Source organism: Sphingopyxis sp., assembly GCF_965279725.1.
Lineage (GTDB): Bacteria > Pseudomonadota > Alphaproteobacteria > Sphingomonadales > Sphingomonadaceae > Sphingopyxis.
Window position 1 is genome coordinate 717749 of record NZ_CBDIIL010000003.1, and the last position, 21931, is coordinate 739679.

The window sequence follows — 21931 nt, forward strand, 5'->3', positions numbered from 1 at the left end:
ATGGCGATCAACGACGAAAGCGAAATCCGCGAACTGCTCGGGCAAAAGCGCCGCATCGCGGTGGTCGGCGCGTCGCCCAATCCGGCGCGCGCATCAAACGGCGTTCTCGCCTTTCTGGTCGCGCAGGGTCACAATGTGATTGCGGTCAATCCGGGGCATGCCGGGACGACGATCCACGGGGCGCCGGTCGTCGCCACGCTCGCCGATGTCGAACCCCCCGCCGAAATCGTCGATATTTTTCGCAATAGCGACGACGCCGGGTCGGCGGTCGACGAGGCGATCGTGCACGGCGCCAAAGCGGTCTGGATGCAGCTGGGCGTCATCAACGACGCCGCGGCCAAACGCGCCGACGCGGCCGGACTGGTGGTCGTCATGGACCGCTGCCCCAAGATCGAAATCCCGCGGCTAGGCCTGCTGCGGTGAAGACCGCGCTTGCCCTGCTCGCCGCGACGATGCTCGCGGGATGCGTCACGACGCCGAGCGCAAAGCCGCAGGATGCCTTTTTCGCCGCACTGACCGCGCGCTGTGGCAACGCCTATGCCGGAAAGCTCGCCAGCAATCAGGCGGCGGACGCCGACATGCGCGGCCAGGCGATGGTCATGCATATCCGCAGCTGTACGCCCGACCGCATCGAAATCCCTTTTCACATCGACGGGGTCGGTCCCGATGGTGGCTGGGATCGCTCGCGCACCTGGATCATCATGCGGACGACCACCGGCCTGCGCCTGAAGCACGATCATCGCCACGCCGACGGCAGCAAGGACGAGCTGACCATGTATGGCGGCGACACCAACGACGGAGGCACTGCGGCGCGTCAGTCATTCCCGGTCGATGCCGAATCGATCGCGTTGTTCACCCGCACCGGCCGCAGCGTATCGAACACCAATATCTGGTCGGTCGAAACCACCGCCGAAGGCTTCACTTATGGCCTCAATCGAGCGGGACGCGATTTCCGCGTGACCTTTGATTACCGCCAGCCGGTGGCACCCCCGCCCGCTCCTTGGGGCTGGTAGCGCAAAAGCCTTTGCCCTCGCGACTCGCGCCGCTTATCAGCGTCGGCGATGGCGGGTATTCGCGACACGGTTGGAAAAAACAAATCGCGCCTGCCGCAGGTCAGCCGTCGCCAGATGCTGGTCGGCGCGACCGCGGCGGGCGGGCTTGCCATCGCGTGGAGCCTGTGGCCGCGCGACTATCAACCGAACGTCACCGCCGCGCCCGATGAGCATGTCTTCAACGCCTTTCTGAAGATCGGCGACGACGGGCATATCAGCGCGGTCGTTCCGCAATGCGAGATGGGCCAGGGCGTCACGACGCTGCTGCCCCAGATCATGGCCGACGAGCTGGGTGCCGACTGGCGGACGATCGCAGTCGAAACCGCGCCGATCAGCCCGCTTTACACCAACACCCTGCTGATCGACGAGGATAGCGCGGTGTTCATGCCGCGCCCCGGCGTCCCCGATTTCGTGTCCGACGTGCGCGGCTGGGTGCGGCGCGAGTGGGCGGTACGCAACGCCGTGATGCTGACTGCGAATAGCTCGTCGGTGCGGATGTTCGAAGCACCGTGCCGCGCCGCCGCGGCGCAGGCGCGGGCGCTGTTGATGATGGCCGCGGCGGCGCGCTGGGACGCCGACTGGGAAGACTGCGACACACAGGACGGCTTCGTCATATTGGGCAAGAAAAAGCTGCGCTTTGGCGAGCTTGCCGCCGCCGCCGCGCAGCTCGAACCGCCCGCCGAACCGGTCTATCGCGCCAGCAGCGGCGACCCGCTGTACGGCAAGGAACTGACGCGGCTCGACCTGCCCGCCAAGATCGACGGGTCGGCCAATTATGCCGGCGACATCCGCCTGCCCGACATGGTGTTTGCCGCGATCCGCCAAGGCCCCCTGGGTGCGACGCGGCTGAAGAGCATCAATCGCACGAAAGGGATGTCCGCGCCCGGCCTGCTCCACGTCGTCACGCATGAGCGCTGGGTGGCGACGGTGGCGCGCAACTGGTGGGCGGCGAACCGCGCACTCGACCGTTTTGCGCCGGTGTTCGAAACCGCCGGGACGCCCATCTCGACCGACCGGATCAATGCGGCGCTCAAACAGGCGCTGAAGGACGGCGGCTATCGCATATCGCACAAGGGCGACGTGGCCGAAGCGATGACCGGGCGGACCAAAATCGCCGTCGAATATGCCGTCGCTCCCGCCCTGCATGCGCCGATTGAAACGCGCACCGCCACCGCCGCTCCCGACGGCGACGGGCTGCGCGTCTGGGTCGCGACACAGGCGCCCGCGCAGTGCCGCGATGCCATCGCCCGCGCGACCGGCCTGTCGGCGAGCAATGTCGTGCTGTTCCCCATGATGGCAGGGGGCTCGTTCGACGCCTGCCTAGACCATAGCGCGGCAGTACAGGCGGCGATCATTGCCCTGCAAGTCAAGCGCCCGGTCCAGCTTGCCTGGTCGCGGGCCGAAGAGATCATGCGGCTTCCGCCCCGCGCGCCGGCGCGGGCGCGGCTCAGCGCGACGCTGAACGCCGCGGGAGGGATCGACGCGCTCGTCACGCGCATCGCGGTGCCGCCGACCAATCACGAAGTTCGCGCGCGCCTGTTCGACAATATGCCCGCCGACGTCGCGCAACGCGCTGCCGTGGGCAGCGCCGACGCCGCCGCGGTCGAAGGCGCGGCGAGCAGCTATACGTTTCCGCACCACGCGGTCGACCATTGCCCCGCTAACATCGGGCTGCCAACCGGACGCTGGCGCGGCAACTCCGACAGCTACACTGCCTTTTTCACCGAATCGTTCATCGACGAAATGGCGGCGCGCGCCGGAACCGATGCGCTGTCCTATCGTATCGCGATGCTAGGCGACGCGCCGCGGCTCGCGCGGTGCCTGCTCACCGCGACCAGCCTTGGCGGCTGGGAGGGCGGCCTGTCGGGGACGGCGCAGGGGCTGGCGTGCCACAGCATGCGCGGCAGCCATATCGCGCTGATGGCCACGGCGCGGCAGAGCGACAAGGGGTTGCAAGTCGAACAATTGGTTGCGGTCGTCGATGCCGGGCGCCTCGTCAATCCGGCGGTCGCGCGCCAGCAGATCGAGGGCGGGCTGATCTTTGGCCTCGCCGCCGCGGTCGGCGCCACCACCGATTACGAAGGCGGCGTCGCGACGGCGCGCAAGCTGGGCCAGCTCGGCCTGCCGCGCCTGTCGCAGACCCCGCAGATATTGGTCGAATTCGTCGACAGCGACCGCGAACCCGGCGGGCTGGGCGAAATCGCTGTCCCGGTCGTCGCACCCGCGATCGCCAATGCGATGTTCGCCGCGACCGGCCGCCGCAGCCGCCGCATCCCGCTTTCGGCGCACCCCCTATGACCCTGCCCCCCGATCATCCGCCCGTCGCCGCACCCCGCATTGGATTGCTGCTCGTCAACCTTGGCACCCCCGACGCGCCCGATGCGCCATCGGTGCGGCGCTATCTGGCCGAGTTTCTGTCCGACCGCCGCGTCGTCGAAATCCCGCAAATCCTGTGGCAACCAATCCTGCGCGGCATCATCCTGACCACCCGGCCCAAAAAATCCGCGCATGCCTATGCGCAGGTGTGGACCGAGAACGGGTCGCCGCTCGCCGCGATCACGCGCTTGCAAAGCGAGGCGTTGCAGACGGTGTTCGGCGATACGGTGCAGGTCGCTTACGCGATGAGGTACGGCAACCCCGCGATCGGCGTTGCAATCGACGCGCTGATCAGCGCGGGATGCCAACGCATCCTGATCGCGCCGATGTACCCGCAATATTGCGCCGCAACGACCGCGACGGTGGTCGATGCAGTGGGCGAGCATTTGAAAACGCTGCGCTGGCAGCCCGCGCTGCGCTATCTGCCGCCCTATCATGACGACGCCGCCTATATCGGCGCGCTGAAGACATCGGTGGAGGCCGGGCTCGCGGGACTCGATTTTACGCCCGACGTGCTGCTCGCGAGCTTCCATGGCATGCCCGAACGCACGCTGCATTTGGGCGACCCCTATCATTGCCAGTGCCGCAAGACGGCGCGGTTGCTGTCCGAAGCGATGGGCCGCCCGGTCGAGGTCGCGTTCCAGTCGCGCTTTGGCCGCGCCAAATGGCTCGAACCCGCGACCGACACCCAGCTCGAAGCATTCGGTAAAGCAGGCCAGAGCGTCGCGATTTTTGCTCCCGGCTTCTCCGCCGATTGCCTGGAGACGCTCGAAGAGCTGGCGATCCGCGGCAAAGAACAGTTTGAGGCCGCAGGCGGCGGGCGTTTTGCCTATCTGCCATGCCTGAATGCCGACGCCCCCGGCATGGCGATGCTTGAGGCACTAATGCGCCGCGAACTCGCAGGCTGGCTATAGTTACCAAGTGTTTAGGTTGATGCGCTAGATTGCTCCGACGCGGCACCGAAACGGTCCAGCCGCGGCAATTTGGAGATACGCGATGAACCAGATCCAATCGGCAGCGCTGGCGCTCGCCGGGATCGTGCTGGCCTTTGCCGTGCTCGTTTTTGCCATCTGGTGGCTGCGCCGTCCGCGCACTGCCCCTGCCGCGCCGCGCGCGCAGCGCGTTGCTGGCGAAAGCCGGATACCCAAGCTGTCGCGCAAAGCGAAGGTTGAGGTCGAGCCGGTCGAAATCTCTGCCTCCCGGCTGGCGCGGGTGAGCGGCAAGGCGCCGCTCGAACCACAGGCGGCGACCGACTATGATTATCGACCAGTACCCGCCCCTGATGGCGGGGCCGTCGCGGTTGAGGCAACGCTCGACGCACTAGCGTCCGAAGTCGAAGACGAAGCGCATCGGATCGAAAAGGCCAAGGTCGAAGCCGTCACCCTCCGCCTCGTGCCGCAGATCCCGCTGCGCGACGCGATCTCGACCAAGAGCTGGCTTGGCGGGCGCCCGCGCCTTCCCGACGGGATGGCGTGGCCGCAGATCGACGGCGAGCCCGCCGACTTCCTCGCCCAGATCGATTGCGCCAGCCTGCCGCCCGCTTTGTGGGACGGGCTGGGGCCGCGCGATGGCGCGCTCGCCTTTTTCATCCATCGCCGCGGCTATCATATGCAGGTGCTGCATCTACGCGATACCGATGTCGCGGTATCGCCGCCGCTGCCGCTCGATGATCCTGACGGCTGGTTCGGACCGCACGGCGGTCTGCGCTTTGGCGACCTGGAAAGCTTTGCAGTGCGCGCCTTTCCCGAATGGCCGGTCGATCTGGTCGCAGTCGGGCCCGACGACGCCGATCCGCGGGTCGGGGCCGATCCGAACGACATTGGCGCAACGCTCTATAACCGCAGCTACGACATCGCCGACCCCGCCTTTCATCCGTTCGATTGGGGCAGCATGACGGCGATGGCCGCACTGCTCGAAATGCGGCTCGACCGACTGACCACCGAAGTGGTGCCGCTGCCGGGCGCGAGCGCCGCGGAGATGGTCGAACTAGAACAGCGCGCTGCAATGAACCGGAAGGCACGCATCCGCGCCGAGGAAATCATCGCCATCGTCCACGAAAGCGCAGCAAAAGAAGTTTTTTCAGCGAGCGATGCGTCCGCGGTGATGTCGGCGCTGCACGCAATCCATTGGGCGAAAGCGGTGCACCGCATCGATCCCGAAACCGGCGTAGAAGCGCACGACACAATTACCCTGCCGCTGACCACGCACCGCGCCGACGCCAATCTGTGGGTCCATGATTATCAGACGATCCTGTTCGACCGCGCCAAGCACAACTGGTGCGCGAACCCGGACAGTCTGTCGGCGCCGATGCGCGCGTTCTATGAACCGCGCTGGAGTGATCAGGCGGCACGTGAAATGGCAGCTATCGGCCACGAACCCTTCCGCTATGTCCATGATTATGACGAGGATCGCGACGCGGTGCTGCTCGAACTGCCGACCAGCGGACTGATGAGCCGGATGTTCGGCGATTGCGACAATCTGGTGGTGACGATCGACAAGGCGGACCTCGCCATCGGCGACTTTTCGAAGCTGCGGGTGCAGGTGAGCAACTAGCGCCGTCGAACAGCTTTGCAATTGACGTTCCGGTAAACTTGCGGCGCCCGCGCGCCCGGCCTAATCACGATGCCAATAACTCTTTGGGAGAGTAGAATTTATGGCACGTGTAGCAATCGTCACCGGCGGCAGTCGCGGCATCGGCGAGGCAATCAGCCTCAAATTGCAGGAACAGGGCGTCACCGTCATCGCCAATTATGGCGGAAATGACGAAAAGGCGAAGGCCTTTACCGACCGCACCGGAATCGCAGCGATGAAATGGGATGTCGGCGACCATCAGGCGTGCCTCGATAGCTGCGCGCGAATCGCCGAGGAGTTCGGCCCCGTCGATATCGTCGTCAACAACGCCGGTATCACCCGCGACGGTACCCTCGCGCGCATGAGCTATGGCGACTGGGACGATGTGATGCGCGTCAACCTGGGCGGCTGCTTCAACATGGCCAAGGCGACGTTCGGCGGGATGGTCGAGCGCGGCTGGGGCCGCATCGTCAACATCGGCTCGATCAATGGCCAGGCCGGCCAATATGGCCAGGTCAACTACGCCGCCGCCAAATCGGGCATCCACGGCTTTACCAAAGCGCTGGCGCAGGAAGGCGCCAAAAAGGGCGTCACCGTGAACGCGATCGCGCCGGGCTATATCGACACCGACATGGTCGCCGCGGTGCCGCCGCAGGTGCTGGAAAAGATCGTCGCCAAAATCCCGGTCGGCCGCCTCGGTCAGGCCGACGAAATCGCGCGCGGCGTTGCATTCCTGTGCAGTGAGGATGCCGGGTTTGTGACCGGGTCGACGATGTCGATCAATGGCGGGCAGCATATGTACTGACGATGGCAGGCGCTTAACCAAGGCGTTCGCGAAGCGAACGGCAAGTTAGGCGCCGGTGCCGCACAGCGGCAGCCATCGGCACGGTCAGACGGGGCGGCAATCCCAAAAGATCGCCGCCCCGTCTGACCGCCGCCTTCGCGGGGGCAGGCGCAAGCGGCGGCTTTGCCGTCGCTGATCAACACGCTACAACCGCCCCATGACCACCCACCCCCTCTCCGCCGCCCAGCAAGACCTCGCCCAAGCCTATGCCGGCGGCGCGCCTGGCGTGTTCGTTTCGGGTCTCGTCTGGCTGATCGCCGGAATCATTTGGCAGCTTTACGGCATCAATGCCGCTTTCGCCGCGATGTTCATCGGCGGCATGGCGATCCACCCGCTGGCCGTCCTGATCGAACGTATGGCCTTCCGCGCCCCCAAGGCCATCATCGGCAAGCCGCTCGAAACGCTGGCGCTCGAAGCGACGATCTCGCTGTTCGTCGGGGTGATGATTGCCTGGGTGATGCTCGTGCGCGCGCCTGATCTCGCCATACCCATCTTCGCCGCCATCATCGGCGCACGCTATTTCCTGTTCCGAACGCTCTATGGCGAGATAGCCTATTGGGTGCTTGGCGCCGCGATCCTGCTTGTGGCCGGTCTGGCGCTCTTCGGCCTCACCTTGCCCCTCAACCTCGGCTTCCTCGTCGGCATCATCGAACTCGTCGCCGCCGTATGGGTCCTGCGACGCTGGCGCGCCCGCGCTTGAGTGCCCCGCTCCACCCCCCCGTCAAACGGTCGGTCACGATCGCTGGCCACCCGACCTCGATCAGCCTCGAGCCGATGTTCTGGGACGCGCTGGCGGCCGAAGCCGCACGGCAAGCTTTGCCGGTCAACGCACTCGTTGCGCGGATCGACGTGGAGCGCATGGAGGCCGACGACCCGCCGAACCTGACCTCGGCGATCCGCCAGTGGCTGTGGAAAAAACGGGCCGCAGATTAGATCGCGGCATAGACCGCATGCCCAAACGCCGCGCCCTTGTCGGGCGCATGATGCAGAAACAGCGATGGTTCGATCAGCTCGAGTTCCATGATGTGCAGCCGGCCCGCCCCGTCGCCGACCATATCGACCCGCGCGTAAACCGGCAGCGCCGGAGCGGCCGCCAGCGCCATCATAGCGAGGTCGCGCGCCGATTCGTTGGGCTGCCACGGTTCCTCGCGCCCGCCGAATTGCTCCTGCACGCGAAAATCACCCGATGCGGGGCGTTTGACGATCGCGTGGCTGAATTTCCCGCTGAAGTAGAACAGCGAATATTCGCCGTCGGTCAAAATGCCCGGCATCAAAGGCTGGACAAGTCGCCGATGGCCGAGCGCATCGGGGGGTATCACATCGTGCGCCGTAATGCGGTGGGTGCCGTCCGCGCCCCCCGAAATCGCGGGCTTGATCACGACCTCTTTCGCGCCGAGCTTGGCGCGCGCGTCCGCAAGGCACGCGTCGTCCAGCGCGGCGACCTCGATCGTCGGCACCACTGCGACGCCCTTTGCGCCCAATTCGCCGAGATACGCCTTGTCGCTGTTCCAGCGCAGCACCGAGACCGGATTGACCACCGGCAAGGCCTCGGCTTCCAGCCGGTCGAGCAGCGCGTACCAGCCCGCGACATCGCGCTGATACCCCCACGCAAAGAGTGGCAGCACCAGATCATAGCCCGTCAGATCGCCGGGATCGGTCCACACCCGCTGCTCGACGATCAGCCCGGCGCCGGTCAGCGCCGCCGCTTTGCGGGCAAAGGCGGGTTGCCAATTCTCGTGATAGCCCGCCGTCGGAACGAGGATCGCGATGCGAGGTTGGAAGGGCATGGGGAAGCTTTCCTGAAGCCACTCCCTTTGGGGGAGGGGTTGGGGTGGGGCTGTCGAGGTGGCGCGAGGCCGATGGCCCCCACCCGCTGCGCCCCGGATCAGGTCCGGGGCTCGCTGCCCTCCCCTGAAGGAGAGGGCGTATTGCCTATCGTCCCAACAATCCGCGCGCTTGGCCCGCGATGTGCGAGAGCATCGCGCCGTTCGGGTTCGGGATCGTCCGTGCCCGTTCGACCGTCGCGCGGAACTGCGCGACGCGCGGGGCTTGGTCGGCGAGCCATTTGGTCACTGCGGTATCGAGATCGCCCTTTGGCAACTGCGCCAGGAAAATCAGCCGCATCTGCTGGAAATCGCGCGCCAGGCTGTTGACCAGCAGGCGTTCCCATGGATCGGCCGGACTCATATGCGCCGCCAGCGTCTGCGCCCAGTCGAGGCCCAACGCCTCGCCCAGATGGGTGAAAGCGTGGGTCACCGCGACCTCGTCGTCGCCGCGCCGTTCGGCCAGATCAACGATCCCGATCGCGCCGTCGGTCTTGAACAGGCTGACAACCGCCGCGGTCAGCGGTTCGGGCGCCCCGGCGTCGAGGAGCTGCTGGGTCAGCATGTCCCACTGGTGTTTGACCGACGGGCTGAGCAGCGCATCGACCCCCGCCATCAAACGATCGACCCCCGGTTCAAGCCGCGCCACGACCGGCCCCGCCTGCGCCAGCGTCTGGGTGACGCGGAGCAGATCGGCCATTTGCGACGTCATCGCCGATGCCGCCTGGCTGAACAGCGACAGGCGGACGCTCTCGGCGATCTTGGCATCGTCGAGCGCGGTCCAGATCGCGGGCAAATCGAGCAGGCGCTCGACCGCGACGAACGCCGCCGCGATGTCGCCGAGTGCACAGCCTTCCTCTTCGACCAGTTCGAACGGATGGACGATGCCCATGCGGTTGATGATGCGGTTCGCCAGCTTGGTCGCGATGATTTCGCGGCGCAGCTGGTGGTCGGCGATCGCCGCGGCGAAACCGCGCTGCATTTCGGACGGGAACGCCGCGGCAAGATCGCTGCCCAGCGCCGGATCGTCGGGCAGACTGCTGTTCTCGATTGCTTCCTGCAACGCGAGCTTGGCGGTCGACAGCAGCACCGCGAGTTCGGGCCGCGTCAGCCCGCGCCCTTCGGCAGCGCGGCGCAGCAGTTCGTCGTTCGCCGCCAGTCCCTCGACCTTGCGGTCAAGGCGGCCCGACGCCTCGAACGTCTCCATCAAGCGGACATAAGAAGCGACCGCCGCCGAGCCGCCCTTTTCAGCGATCGACAGCGCCAGCGCCTGCAGCCGGTTGTCCTCGAGCACCAGCGCCGACACATCGTCGGTCATCCGCACCAGCAGCGCATCGCGCGCCTCCTGAGCGAGCCGCCCTTCGGTCATCTCGCGGTTGAGCGCGATCTTGATATTGACCTCATTATCCGAACAATCGACCCCGGCGCTGTTGTCGATGAAGTCGGTGTTGATCCGCCCGCCTTTCGCCGAGAAAGCGATGCGCGCGGCCTGGGTGGTGCCCAGGTTGGCGCCCTCGCCCACCGCCCGCACCCGCAGATCCTCGGCATCGACGCGCAGCGCGTCGTTGGCGGGGTCACCGACCTCGGCATTATTCTGGCTCGCCGCCTTCACATAGGTGCCGATGCCGCCGAACCACAGCAGGTCGGCGGGCGCCTTAAGGATCGCGGAAATCAGCGAGCCGGGATCGATTTCGGACACCGACAGGCCGAGCAGCGTCTGGACTTCGGAGCTCAGCGGGATGCTTTTCTGGCTGCGCGGGAAGATGCCGCCGCCCTTCGAAATCAGCTTGGCGTTGTAATCGGCCCAAGATGAGCGCGGCAGCGCGAACATCCGCTCGCGTTCCTTCCAGCTTTTCGCCGGATCGGGATTGGGGTCGAGGAAGATGTGGCGATGGTCGAACGCGGCGACGAGTTGGATCGCTTTCGACAGCAACATGCCGTTGCCGAACACGTCGCCCGACATATCACCGCAACCGACGACGCGGATCGTATCGGTCTGCACATCGACGCCGAGTTCGGCGAAGTGGCGCTGGACCGACAGCCACGCGCCCTTGGCGGTGATCCCCATCGCCTTGTGGTCATAGCCGTTCGACCCGCCGCTGGCGAATGCGTCGCCGAGCCAGAAGTCGCGCTCCATCGCGAGCGCATTGGCAACGTCGGAGAAGGTCGCAGTGCCCTTGTCGGCAGCAACGACGAAATAGGGGTCGTCGCCGTCGTGGATCACGACGCCCTTCGGATGCACGACCTTGCCCGCGACCAGATTGTCGGTGATCGACAGCAAGGAGCGGATGAAGATGCGGTAGCATTCGGTGCCTTCGGCGAACCACGCATCGCGATCAAGCGACTGGTCGGGCAAAGCCTTGGGATAGAAGCCGCCCTTGGCGCCGGTCGGCACGATAACGGCGTTCTTGACGCGCTGCGCTTTCATCAGCCCGAGGATTTCGGTGCGGAAGTCGTCGCGGCGATCGGACCAGCGCAGGCCACCGCGCGCGACCGGGCCGGCGCGCAGGTGAATGCCCTCGACGCGCGGTGAATAGACCCAGACTTCGCGCCACGGCAGCGGCTTGGGAAGGCCGGGAACGAGGCTCGAGTCGATCTTGAACGCCAGCGCTTCCTCTGCCGCAGGGGCAAAGGCGTTGGTGCGCAATGTCGCGCCGATCACGGCGTGGAACAGGCGCAGGATGCGATCCTCGTCGATCGATTTGATGTCGGCAAAGCCCGCGAGGATATCGGCCTCCAGCGCGTCGGCGCGCTTGGCATCGCGCGCCTTGGGATCGTGCAGCGCGCTGAATCGCTCGATCAACGCCTCGGTCAGCTTGGGAGCGTGGCGCAACGCGCTGACGACGGTATCCATGCCATAGGCCGACCCGCCCTGACGCAGATAGCGGAACCAGGCGCGCAGCCACACGATCGCGCGCGGATCGGTCTGGTTGGTCAGCACCAGCTCGTTGAACGCGTCATTCTCCGCCTTACCGCCAAGCACCGCGGCGATCGCGCCTTCGAGAACCTCGGCATAGGGGAGCAGCGCCAATTCATCGACATTGGCGGGCAGGCGCAGCGTGAAATCATGGATCACAATCGGTGGTTCGTCGTCATCCTCGGCCCCCGGAGCGCGGCTTTGGCCAAGCGCGGTGGGGATTTCCTCAAGCACTTCGAACCCGAAATGTTCGAGTGCCGGAACGACGTCGGACAGCGCGAGCGGACCCACCGCGCTGTAAACCTTCAGCCGCAGCCGGTCGTCACCATCGAGGCTCTTGCGCGCCAGCCGGACGCTGCGCGGATTGTCGGCGTCGAGATCGCGCAGCCGCAGGATGTCGCGCGCCGCTTCCTCGGGGTTATAGAGGTTGCGATAATTGGGCGGAAAGGTCGGCGCAAAGCGCGCCGCGAGCGCCGCGGCGCGGCCCGGGTCGCCGCGCTTTGCCAGCGCTGCCTCGACCTCGGGCTGCCAGCCGCGCACCATCTGCTCAAGCTGAGCATTGAGCGCCTCGGTTTCAGGAACGACCCCGCCGCTACGCAGGTCGAGCGTGTAGCGCAGCAACGCCGCGCCGCCGTCTTCCAGCACCATCGTCCAGCCGATGACACCAGCCTTGGCGCTGCGGACCAGCATGGCCTCGACCGCGATGCGGCGACCGGTCGATACTTCGTCGCGCGGCAACCACACGAACACGAACAGGTGGCGGCCCAACGCACTGCGCACCGTCACCAGTTTCGGGCGCGGACGGTCGGTGATCGACATCGAGGTCAGCACCAGCTCTTCCAGCGAGGCGGCGTCGAACGCGATCAGCAGGTCGTGCGGCAGCGCGGTCAGCGCGTGCGCCAGCGCTTTGCCGGCATGTCCCGCCGGATCGAAGCCAAATTTTGCCATCAGCGCGTCGAGCTGCGCGCGCAGCACCGGCACCTTGTCCGGTCGCGCCGACAGCGCCGCACTGGTCCATAGACCGGCGTGGATCGACAGGCGTTCGACCTTCTTGCCCTTCACTTCAGGGACGATCACCAGGTCGAGCAGCACCCGGCGATGGACTGCCGACAGCCGGTTCGACTTGATGAGCAGCGGCGCCTGCCCGCCACCATCGAACCAAGCGAAGGCGGCATCGAGCGCCGCAGGCGACAAAAGCTGACTCTCGCCGCTCTCGCTGACCCCTAACGCATGTTGTACCTTGCCGTCGCGGGTCCGCCATTCATGGCCCAGCTGGGTCATCGCCCCGCCTTCGAACCAGCGGAGCAGCTCGGCCGCCTCGCCGTCGACGCGCATCGCCGCATCGGCGAGCATCGCGGCGCGCATCGCGCGCCAGTCGCGCACGGCGGCGCGCACGTCGCGCAGCGCACCCTCAAGGGCGTCGAGCAGACGGCGGCGCGCGCGCGCATCGCCGCGCTCCAGTTCCATATAGATCACCGACTCGCGTGCCGGCCCTTCGCCCGCCTCTTGCAGATGCCCCTTGGCATCGCGTTTCACCGTGACGACGGGGTGCAGGATGCAATGGACAGCAAGGCCTTGGGCAGCGACAACCTGCGATGTCGAATCGACGAGGAAGGGCATATCGTCGTTGATAATGACGAGCCGCATCCGGCGGTCGGTGCCGTCCGCTGCCATCGGTTCAAGCAACAGCGACGGGGTTTCGGCGATGCGATCAAGCGACGCGCGGCCGGCAAACTGGCTTGCGTCGGCAAGCGCCGCCTTGTCCATGTCGTCCCCTTCGCCGGGCAGCGCGCTGCCGCGCAGCGCGGCCAGATAGGCGGCGGCGATTTTGGCAGGGACTTTGGCGGTGGTGGCGGTGAGCGTGTCCGTTTCCGGCGTGGCGGACGAATTCTGAGGCATAAAGTGCAGCATCCCGAACCAAAAGAAGGGGATCCCTGCCGACGATCGGCGGGGGCCCGTTCGCTTCCCACCCTATGCGCCTGTGGCGCGCGCGGCTCAAGGCCTCGTTCGCTGCTCCGCGTTAATTTATTTCAATATTTGGTTTGTCTATTGCGCGAACGCGATCAGCCGCCGGTGATCGGTACCGCCTTGCGCGCCAGCTTCGCGATCAGCGCCGGATCGTCCGCCGCCTTCGCAACGATGCCGATATGGCCGCCCGGCATCGTGCGCGCGATCAGCACGACAAATTCCGCGTCGCCGGCGTCGTGCTCCAGGATGATCGCCGGATGCGCAGTGCGCAGCGCGGCGAGTTTTTCATCGACGTTGGCCACCGCGTCCCCATCGGGCTTGCGGCGCGCCCGCGCGTCCTTGACTACGCCCTTGAGGCCGCCTGGATAGCGATCGAGATAGGCGGCGAGTTCGCCGCGGCCAACGCCTTCCGCTTTGGCGTGGCCCAATACGCAGGCATATTCGGCAAGTCGCGTCTTGTCGTAGGTCGCCCCGAAAACCAGCTTCACCACCGGCGTCATCGGAGCGCGATCCTGCACCGCCAGCCCGGCGTCGTCGAGCAAGGCGGCAAAGGCTTCGGGCTGCTGCTCGGCAACCAGCGCGAAATCCCATGCCTTGGCGACGGCCTGATAGAGCGCCCCGCGGCTGCGGCTGTCGGCGGCCATGGCGTGTTCGGCGGTTTCGCGCGCCAGCGCCAGCCAGTCGGCGAGTTCGGCATCGGCGCCGGGATCGAGGGCAAAGTCGGTTGCAGACACATCGCTCGCGTTCACGGGCGCGGCGACCTGCCCATCGCTGCTATCGACCAACGCGGCAAAGCCGGGACTCGCATCGCCATCAACGTCGTCGTCGAGATGTTCGCTGTCGGGACCGTCGGCCCACACCGGCACCGGAGCGGTCAGCGGCGCGGCGCTGCGCAGCGCCTGTTCGACCGACAATTGCAATTCCGCCGCTTCGTCGGCGGGTGCCGCTTCCTTCCAGTTGATGACGCCCATGATGAAATCGATGGTGTCGTCGTCGGACGAGAAGGGCAGCAAGATGCCGCGATACATGATCGTGACGCCGCGATCGTTGACGAATTCGGCCTCGAAACCGATCGGCGCGCGGTTGGCAATGATCTGGAGATAATGGTCGGTCAGCCGCGACAGCAGCGAGCGGCCAGGAATCTGGCTGATGTAATGCACATCCTCGTCGATCTGCGACTCGGCGCGCAGCCGGTCGCCGACGAAGGCGATACCGGGATTCTCGACCCCGGCGGTGAAGTCCAGCAGCACTGCATTCGAACCGAAGTCCGCACCCTCCAGATCGAGATCTTCGACCGAGGGATAAGCGCGGTCGGCGAGCAGCGAAGCCCAGTAATTATAAGCCCGTACCTGCATTCGCCGTTCATCGACGCCGACGGACACAGGCGCATCGATCGCCCCGTCATCCTGGTCGTGGCTGCCCGAAAGCAGTCCGCGCATGCTGTCCATCATTCATCCCCAGCCAAAAACATCGAAGCATGTCATGGACCAGAAGTGGTAAAAGCCGCGTAAACGATGATGAAAAGGCCGGGCGACCATCGGCGCGATGGCGAAGGGTGCCGCCAGCCCGATGCAGGCAGTTCCGGCCGCCACCCGACCCTTGTCGCGCGGCGGCCGGTCCGGGGGAGAGCCGGTTTATGTACTGGATGGTATATAAGAAGCCCGGCATGGCGTCAAGCGCATTATGTACCGGTCGGTAAGGCGGTTTTACTAACGCCCCGGCCACAGCTTCAGGCTGGTTTCGACAAGTCGCTCAAGCTCGGCGCGAGAGGCACCTGCCCCCGCCTGCACGGCCATGCCCTGGTTCACGGCAATCAACAGTTGCGCGAGCCCGTCGGGATCGGTGTCGGCCGGGAAATCGCCCTCGTCCTTGGCGCGCGCAAAACGATCGAGCATCGCGCGCTTCGCGGTTGCACTGCGCGCCACGACGGCATCGCGGATGCATTCCGCCTCGGCACCGCAGGCGACCGAGCTGATCACCCCCAGGCATCCGTTCGGATTTTCGGGGCAGCTGTACAGGTCGAGGGCGCCGTACATCAGCCGTTCGGCGACCCCGCGCGCGGTCGGCGCGTCGAGCGCGACGCGCATATAGTCGGTTTTTTCGCGCTCATACAGATCGAGCGCTTTGTTGAAGAGCGCTTCCTTGTTGCCGAACGCGGCGTAAAGGCTGGGCTTGGTAATCCCCATCGCTTCGGTGAGGTCAGCCATCGACGCGCCCTCATAGCCTTTCGACCAGAACACGCGAAGCGCCGCCGCCAGCGCAGCATCGACGCAGAACTCGCGCGGACGCCCTTTCGTGGCAGAGGGAGCTTCGATTTCCATAACGGCTGGTATATAAGTGAAGCGCCGGAAAATGTCCAGCAGCGCCTGGCGTGGACGCGGGCGCCGTCGCGAATGGACTATTCCGGCCGCAAGACAAAAAAGGGAGAGCCGTCGCCGGCCCTCCCTTTTCGTTCGTTCGTCTCAGGTCACTTCAGTTTAAACCGCACCCCGACGCGGAATGCACGTCCCAGCAAATCCGAATAGGTGCTGTTCGCCGCGAGGCCGGTTTCGGGCAGCAGGATCGGGTCGTCGTTGAGCAGATTGGTCACATTGAGGAAGAACTCCCCCTGCGCGTCATTTCCGGCGGAGAATTTCTGCGTCAGGTTAAGGTCGACGTAGAACGCCCCCTTGATGCGGTTGCTGTCATAGGTCGGCGCGTTGACCGTCGAGGTGGGGCAATTGGTCTGGCATTCGATACCATTGGCGACATATTTGCCGGCGCTCACGCCGCGGCCGACCGCGGTGATGCTGAAATCGTCGGCATCGTAAGACGCGCTGACGCGGTAGATCCATGTCGGCGTGCTGGACTGGCCGCCGTTCACTCCGGTCGAATCCACCACTACCGTGCCCGGCACGCCGCTGTCGAACAGGTTCTCCAGATAGCGGGTGGCGAGGCCGCGAAGCGTGAATGCGCCGTTACCGTTGCCAACCGGCAGCCGATAGGACGCATCAAAGTCGATGCCCCGGACTTTCTGGCTTGCCGCGTTGAATGGCTGCGTCTCGATGATCAGATACGGCCGCGCCGGATCCTGCGTGCGCGCGGGATCGGTGGTGATCGCGTCGCAGAAGGCTTGCTCCCCAAGGAAGCACAGATTGACGATCTGCTGTGCACTAAAGGCACTGATCCCACTGTTCACCTTGATGTTGAAATAATCGACCGCAAAGTTGAAGCCTGGGAGGAAGGTAGGCGTGAAGACCGCCCCGACGTTCCATTGATTGGCCTTTTCCGGTCCAAGATTCGTATTGCCGGTGGCAAAACCGGAATAGCTGTAGCCCGACTGCACGGTCAGGCCCGGTGGCACGAAGGACGGGCTGGTCCCGGCCGCGAAGCCGGGATTGGTAACGGCATCGCTGTTGGCCGTACCCGCTTGGAACAGGTCGTTGAGATTCGGCGCGCGGATATCACGCGAACGGGTGACGCGCAGGCGAATGTCCTCGATCGGCTGCCAGGTTGCGCCCACTTTCCAGGTCGTGACATAGCCCGCCGTCGAATAATCGGTTCCACGCACCGCGCCATTGAACTCCAGCCCAAAGCCGAGCGGGACCACGGTTTCGAAATAGGCTTCCTTGACGTCATACGATCCGAAGCTGGGCAGGTAATTGCCGACCGACCAGCGGTTGGTCGCGCCGGTGACGTTGCCGTTGGTGATGATCGGGACCGGCTGGAACTCGTCGGGGACGAATCCCTTGACCTCTTCCTTCCGATATTCGGCCCCGATCGCGATGCTGACATCGCCCGCCCAAGTCGCAAACGGCGTGGCCGAGAAGTTCGCGCCGACCACGGTCTGTTCGATCACCTGGTCGCGATACGGATCGCCCAGCACATAATCGATCGCCGCCGGGTCGGCGACGCCGATACCGAGGCGGTTGAGCGGAACGCATGCGGCGTCGTTATTGGTCGGGTTGGCATCGACGTTGATCAGGCACTGGATCGACCCGGTAGGGAAGCCGCTGCCCGCGGGCGCAAAGGCCGCGTCGCGCGCGGCGTTGATACGCGCGACGTTCTGAATATCGCGCAGCTGCTCGCGCAGCTCGGCGCGGCCATATTGACCGAATATGTCCCAGCGCGCGGTATTGCCGAACGCTTCGAACTCGCCCTGCGCACCGACCAGGTAGCGCTGCACCTTACGCTTGTTGTCGATCCCGCGGCCGGGCAGATCGGCCGATGTCGTGGCGATGGTTACGCTGGTGATACCCTGCAACTGTGCTGGGCCGAGCGCGTTGAGCAGGAAAGCGTTGCAGGTGATCGGGACCGGCGTCTGGGTACAGCCCGTTGCGTTGAGCACGATGCCGGTTTGCAGGTTCGGCCCGGCGTTGAACCGCACCTTCTGCTGGTTGTACGCGGCTTCTGCGAACAGTTCGATGCCGTCGGTGACCTCGAAGCTAACGCGGCCGAACAACCCGTAGCGGTCGTCTTCGGGGTCGAGGCCGATGCGGCGGCCCGAATCGTTGACCTGCCACGATCCACCCTGCGTCAGTGACGGCGCGGCGGTGCCGGTCGCCGATGGGAAGGTCAGCGCTCCATAAGTGTAGGTGAGAGGCGTGCCGCCATTGCCAAAGTAAATTCCGCGCAGGCGGTTGGCGGCGCCGCCAGCCGAATTGGTAATGAGGCTGCCCGGCGCCGAGTTCGCCGCGCCGACCTGGCGGCGGATCAGATACTGCGGGCCGCCGCTGGTCGCCGTGTAGGCGGGGTCCTGGATGCGGACGAAACCGGTGGCATTCCAGTCCCGGTTTACATCGAAGATACCGTCGCGATGGGCGATCTCGCCGCTCACCAAAACATGACCGCGTCCGCCCGCAAACGCCATCCCACCCGCGACGCTGGCCGAATAGTTGAAGCCGTCGCCATATTGGGTAATGCCGCTGTCGGCCTCGATCTTCAGCCCCTCATATTTGTTGTTGAGCATGAAGTTGACGACGCCCGCAACCGCGTCCGAGCCATAGGCCGCGGAGGCACCGCCGCTGACGACTTCGACGCTTGAGATCAGCGCCTGCGGAATAGTGTTGATGTCGACCAGCCCGGTGATCGTCGAACCCACCGAACGCCGACCGTTAACCAGAATCAGCGTCCGTTCCGCCCCCAGGTTGCGAAGGTTGAGCGCATTGATGCCCGCCTGACCGCTCGAAATGTTGAGGCGCGAGTTCGACGGGCGCGTCGAACCTGCAAGCGACGGCAGCGTGTTGACGAAATCGGCAATGTTGTTCGACGGCGAGCTGTTTTCGATCTCCGTTTCAGTAAGCACCGTCAGCGGCGTTGGTGCCTGAAAGCCATCGCGCGCAACGCGGGAGCCGGTGACGATGATCTGATCGCTCGCAGCCGCTTCGCTCGCGTCTGCGGCAGCGACCTGTTCCTGCGCCATCGCGGGCGCGCTGTGAACGAGGGCCAGCGCCGTCATTGCCACGCCAAAGCTTCCCTGGCCGATAAACGACCGACGATTTCGTCCAAGATCACGCATGTTAACCGTCCCCTTAATATTGCACAGAAGCCATGCCACACATCGTTCGATGATGCCCCGGTGCCGATGCACCGGGTCGGCTCGCCCCACTTTGTCCCGCCTGACCGCCCGACGGGCTCGTGGCACCGCCTTTTTGTTTTTGTTGAGTATCCCTCGTACCGATCCGGCTATCGCCGCGTTCAAGGCGCGCGGACAGCCGGTTCCGTGACGGGGAGGTTACAGGGTGGTTACGGTCGGTCAACCGCTTCGCGATGACCCTGACGATATGGACCTATAGCCATAAGGCATGGGGTGCCAATTGCCTCGGTCCGATGCGGATAGCTTGCAGTTATAGGCGGCGGCCCGCTTGCTATGGGGTGACGGCACGGGGCTACGATAGGTTCGCTCTTCATCGTAGGTGTATTTTTTCGAGGAGGGCCTGTTGATCCAGCGCCGCGCATTCCTGCTGGCTTCGGTCGCGCTCGTCACCCTGCCGGGAAGCCTGATGGCAAAGTCCGGCGACAAAAGCGGCAAAGGCTTGGCGCGCACCATCAGCCTGTCCGGCGCGCGCGCGCCGATCGAGATTGTCGAGGACGAGCTGGGGGTGCCGCATGTTCGCGCCGCGTCGCGCCATGATGCCTTTTTCGGGCAGGGCTATCTGGTCGCACGCGACCGCCTGTTCCAGCTCGATATCGATCATCGCCGCGACATGGGGCGCATGGCCGAAGCTTTTGGGCCGCGCTTTGTCGCGGCCGACCGGGCGGCGCGGCTGTTCCTGTATCGCGGCGATATCGACGCCGAGTTGGCGGCCCTGCCGCCCGATGTGTTGGAATGCGCGCGCGGCTATGTTGCCGGGGTCAACGCGCGGATCGACGAACTGGCGGCCGATCCGGCGCAGATGCCGCTGGAATATGGCATATTCGGGATCAGTCCGCTCCGCTGGGATATGCGCGACCTGGTGCGGCGGCGCGGCGTCGGCATGGGCGACGCCGACGACGAGGTGCGCCGCGCGCAGCTTCAGGCGCGGGGGCTGCTCGAGGTCGACCAGCTCATGGCGCCGCTGCGCCCCGCCTGGTCGTTCACGATACCCGAAGGGCTGGACCCCGCGGCGGTAACCGACGCCGACCTTGGCATATTGGATCCGGCGAACCGGCCCGTTCCCTTCGACGCGATCCACGAGGTGCCGCTCGACCCCGGACAGCCGGAGGGCGATCGCTTCGCGCTGGGGAGCAACGCCTGGACAATCGCGCCATCGCGCAGCGCGACCGGGCGACCGATTCTGGCCAATGACCCGCATCTGGGCATCGGCGGCATCAGCCCTCGGCACATGATTCATCTGTCGGCGCCGGGGCTGGACGTCATCGGCGCGGGTGCGCCGGGCCTGCCTGGTATCATGCAGGGGCACACCGATCGCTTTGCCTTTGGCCGCACCAATTTTCACATCGACCAGACCGACCTGTTCATCCTGCGCACCAAAAAAGATGATCCCAGCCGATATTGGCACAAGGGCGCATGGATGCCATTCGAGACGTTCGAGGACGAGATTGTGGTCAAGGGCGCCCCGTCCGAACGCGTGACCTTGCGCTACTCCGCCGGACGCCCGATCGTGTCGCAGGACGCGGCGCGCCATCGCGCCGTCGCCCTGGCCACGGTCAGCATGCTGCCGGGCGCCAACATGCGGTTCGCGATCATCGCGATCAATCTGGCAACCGATTGGGCTTCGCTGCGCCAAGCATTCAAGTTGCATGTGTCGCCGACGAACCTCCATTATGCCGACGTGGACGGCAACACCGGCTGGCAGACGATCGGGTTTACGCCGGTACGGCCCAAGCATGACGGGCTGCTGCCCGCGCCCGGAGACGGCGATTACGACTGGACGGGGCTGCTGCCCGTCGAGGATATGCCCCACGTCTATAACCCGCGTGAGGGCTGGTTCGCGTCGGCCAACCAGATGAACCTGCCGACGGGCTATCCGTATCGCGAGCGGATCATCAGCTTCAACTGGAGCGATCCCTTTCGCTACGATCGCATCGCCGAGGTGCTCCGCGCCCAACCCAAGCACCGGATCGAAGACAGTATTGCGCTGCAACATGACGTCCAGTCGCTACCGGCGCGGGCGCTGGTAAAGCTCCTTCCGGCGAACCTCTCGGCCCAAGCCGCCCCCGCCGCCGCGCTGCTGCGGCGATGGGATTGCGGGATAGAGGCGGACAGTGCGGCGGCGCTGCTTTTCGAGATGGTGATGGTGGCGCTATCGGCGGATTTTCGCGACCGCGTGGTACCAGCCGCGGCGCGTGACCTGATCCCTTCGGTCAACCTGTCCGAAATGCTCCGCATTCTCGCGAGGCCAGACACCCGCCTGGGCGACGATCCCGCCGCCGCGCGCGACGCGCTGATCGATAGCGCGCTGGCAGTCGGCTGGGCCAAAGCGGTCGAACTGGGCGGCGCCGATCCGGCGAAATGGCAGTGGGGTGATCTGCACCGCGTGACGATCCAGCATCCGCTATCCACGAACCCGGCGATCGCGGCCGCCTTTCCTAAGATCGAAGGCGGCCGGTCGGGCGGCGACGGCACCACGCCGATGGCGCGCGGCTTCAATTCCAAGCGTGGTTTCAACGTGTCGCATGGCGCGAGTTATTTGTTCGTGGCCGACGTCGGCGCGTGGGACAACAGCCGTTTCCTGCTGCTGCCCGGCCAGTCCGCCGATCCCCGGTCACCGCGCTATCGCGACTTTTATCCCAAATGGCTTGCCGGGACGATGCAGCCTTTATGGTTCAGCAAGGCGGCTGTGGACCGGCATGCGGCCGAGCGGATGATATTGGCGCCTTCGGCGGGATGACTTAAGCCACCACCAAATCCGTTTGCATCGAGCGAAGTCGAGATGCCCCTCGACCTTACGCTACCCGA

Annotated in this window: 14 protein-coding genes; 9 read left to right on the top strand and 5 right to left on the bottom strand. The window is 65.4% G+C overall.

What is annotated here, in order from left to right; genetic code table 11:
• The 8 genes from ACQY6T_RS12340 to ACQY6T_RS12375 all read left to right on the top strand — a co-directional run bounded on the left by ACQY6T_RS12340 (position 1) and on the right by ACQY6T_RS12375 (position 7776).
• On the top strand, positions 1 to 423 hold the full coding sequence (locus ACQY6T_RS12340) for a CoA-binding protein (protein ID WP_428631095.1): 423 nt from the start codon (positions 1 to 3) through the stop codon (positions 421 to 423).
• Positions 420 to 1013: a hypothetical protein gene (locus ACQY6T_RS12345; RefSeq protein ID WP_428631096.1), complete on the top strand. Its 594-nt coding sequence runs from the start codon at positions 420 to 422 to the stop codon at positions 1011 to 1013. The genes ACQY6T_RS12340 and ACQY6T_RS12345 overlap by 4 nt, the downstream gene beginning before the upstream one ends.
• Positions 1014 to 1061: 48 nt before the next feature.
• A complete protein-coding gene (locus ACQY6T_RS12350) occupies positions 1062 to 3350 on the top strand; it encodes a xanthine dehydrogenase family protein molybdopterin-binding subunit (RefSeq protein ID WP_428631098.1) in 2289 nt (762 codons plus the stop codon).
• Positions 3347 to 4342: a ferrochelatase gene (gene hemH / locus ACQY6T_RS12355; protein WP_428631099.1), complete on the top strand. Its 996-nt coding sequence runs from the start codon at positions 3347 to 3349 to the stop codon at positions 4340 to 4342. Before ACQY6T_RS12350 ends, hemH begins: the two co-directional genes overlap by 4 nt.
• An 82-nt stretch (positions 4343 to 4424) precedes the next feature.
• Entirely contained in the window at positions 4425 to 5981 is a 1557-nt protein-coding gene (locus ACQY6T_RS12360; RefSeq protein WP_428631100.1) for a DUF1963 domain-containing protein, read from the top strand.
• Between the two features lie 100 nt (positions 5982 to 6081).
• Positions 6082 to 6804, top strand: coding sequence for an acetoacetyl-CoA reductase (gene phbB, locus ACQY6T_RS12365; RefSeq protein ID WP_428631101.1), 723 nt, complete (start codon positions 6082 to 6084; stop codon positions 6802 to 6804).
• Positions 6805 to 7000: 196 nt separating this feature from the next.
• Positions 7001 to 7543, top strand: coding sequence for a DUF7010 family protein (locus tag ACQY6T_RS12370; RefSeq protein ID WP_428631102.1), 543 nt, complete (start codon positions 7001 to 7003; stop codon positions 7541 to 7543).
• A complete protein-coding gene (locus tag ACQY6T_RS12375; protein ID WP_428631103.1) occupies positions 7510 to 7776 on the top strand; it encodes a ribbon-helix-helix domain-containing protein in 267 nt (88 codons plus the stop codon). Before ACQY6T_RS12370 ends, ACQY6T_RS12375 begins: the two co-directional genes overlap by 34 nt.
• Here ACQY6T_RS12375 and ACQY6T_RS12380 read toward each other — a convergent pair.
• The 5 genes from ACQY6T_RS12380 to ACQY6T_RS12400 form a co-directional block, all read right to left on the bottom strand.
• Entirely contained in the window at positions 7773 to 8630 is an 858-nt protein-coding gene (locus ACQY6T_RS12380) for an ATP-grasp domain-containing protein (RefSeq protein ID WP_428631104.1), read from the bottom strand. The two genes, ACQY6T_RS12375 and ACQY6T_RS12380, sit on opposite strands and share 4 nt — an antisense overlap.
• 145 nt (positions 8631 to 8775) lie before the next feature.
• Positions 8776 to 13482, bottom strand: coding sequence for an NAD-glutamate dehydrogenase (locus ACQY6T_RS12385; RefSeq protein ID WP_428631106.1), 4707 nt, complete (start codon positions 13480 to 13482; stop codon positions 8776 to 8778).
• Positions 13483 to 13646: 164 nt separating this feature from the next.
• Positions 13647 to 14999 (bottom strand): PAS domain-containing protein, encoded by a 1353-nt coding sequence (locus ACQY6T_RS12390; protein ID WP_428631107.1) that lies wholly within the window; start codon positions 14997 to 14999, stop codon positions 13647 to 13649.
• Between the two features lie 261 nt (positions 15000 to 15260).
• Positions 15261 to 15872, bottom strand: a complete 612-nt coding sequence (locus tag ACQY6T_RS12395) for a TetR/AcrR family transcriptional regulator (RefSeq protein WP_428631108.1) — start codon at positions 15870 to 15872, stop codon at positions 15261 to 15263.
• Positions 15873 to 16018: 146 nt separating this feature from the next.
• Complete coding sequence (locus ACQY6T_RS12400) at positions 16019 to 18988, bottom strand: TonB-dependent receptor plug domain-containing protein (protein WP_428632644.1); 2970 nt, start codon at positions 18986 to 18988, stop codon at positions 16019 to 16021.
• 481 nt (positions 18989 to 19469) lie between these two features.
• Here ACQY6T_RS12400 and ACQY6T_RS12405 point away from each other — a divergent pair, with 481 nt between their 5' ends.
• Positions 19470 to 21863, top strand: coding sequence for a penicillin acylase family protein (locus ACQY6T_RS12405; protein WP_428631109.1), 2394 nt, complete (start codon positions 19470 to 19472; stop codon positions 21861 to 21863).
• Positions 21864 to 21931: the final 68 nt, after the last annotated feature.